Consider the following 535-nt stretch of genomic DNA (forward strand, 5'->3'; position numbering starts at 1 on the left):
AATCATTATTTCAAAATTCACGCAGCAAGGAAAATTGCTCAAGCAGAACGTCATAGAAACTATGGCAGAATATTATATCAAACCTTGTGTTTTTCTTAATTAAGGGGGTGATGATGCGAAACTTTATTACAATACCTGAAAACAATTTTCAAAACACAACTGTTCCAACCATGTCTAGTCGTGAAATTGCAGAGTTATGCGGTAAGCAACATGCGCATATTATGCGTGATATTCGACAAATGTTAGGAGAATTATATCCTGAAGGGGGTCAATCCAAATTTGGATCCACCTATTTAGATAAACAGGGTAAGACCCAAAACTGTTACAACCTTCCTAAACGTGAATGCCTTATCTTAGTTTCGGGTTACAGCATGACATTACGCGCTAGGATTATAGACCGTTGGCAAGAATTGGAAAAGCAAGCAGTAACACCACAAATCGACTACTCAAGTCCAAAGGCTATGATTGGCTTTTTGAATTACCTACAAGGTCAAATAGATCAAAAAGACACCATCATTGAAGATTTAACACCAAA

General features: G+C 37.0%; 1 protein-coding gene. It reads left to right on the plus strand.

Annotated features, from left to right (window positions below):
• Nucleotides 1-113 precede the first annotated feature (113 nt).
• Nucleotides 114-535 (plus strand): Rha family transcriptional regulator (locus ACFIKO_RS09535; RefSeq protein WP_375673938.1); only part of this gene is annotated, 422 nt, incomplete at its 3' end.

Origin of the sequence: Bartonella sp. TS82HLJMH (assembly GCF_042193495.1) — a bacterium.
Classification (GTDB): domain Bacteria; phylum Pseudomonadota; class Alphaproteobacteria; order Rhizobiales; family Rhizobiaceae; genus Bartonella; species Bartonella grahamii.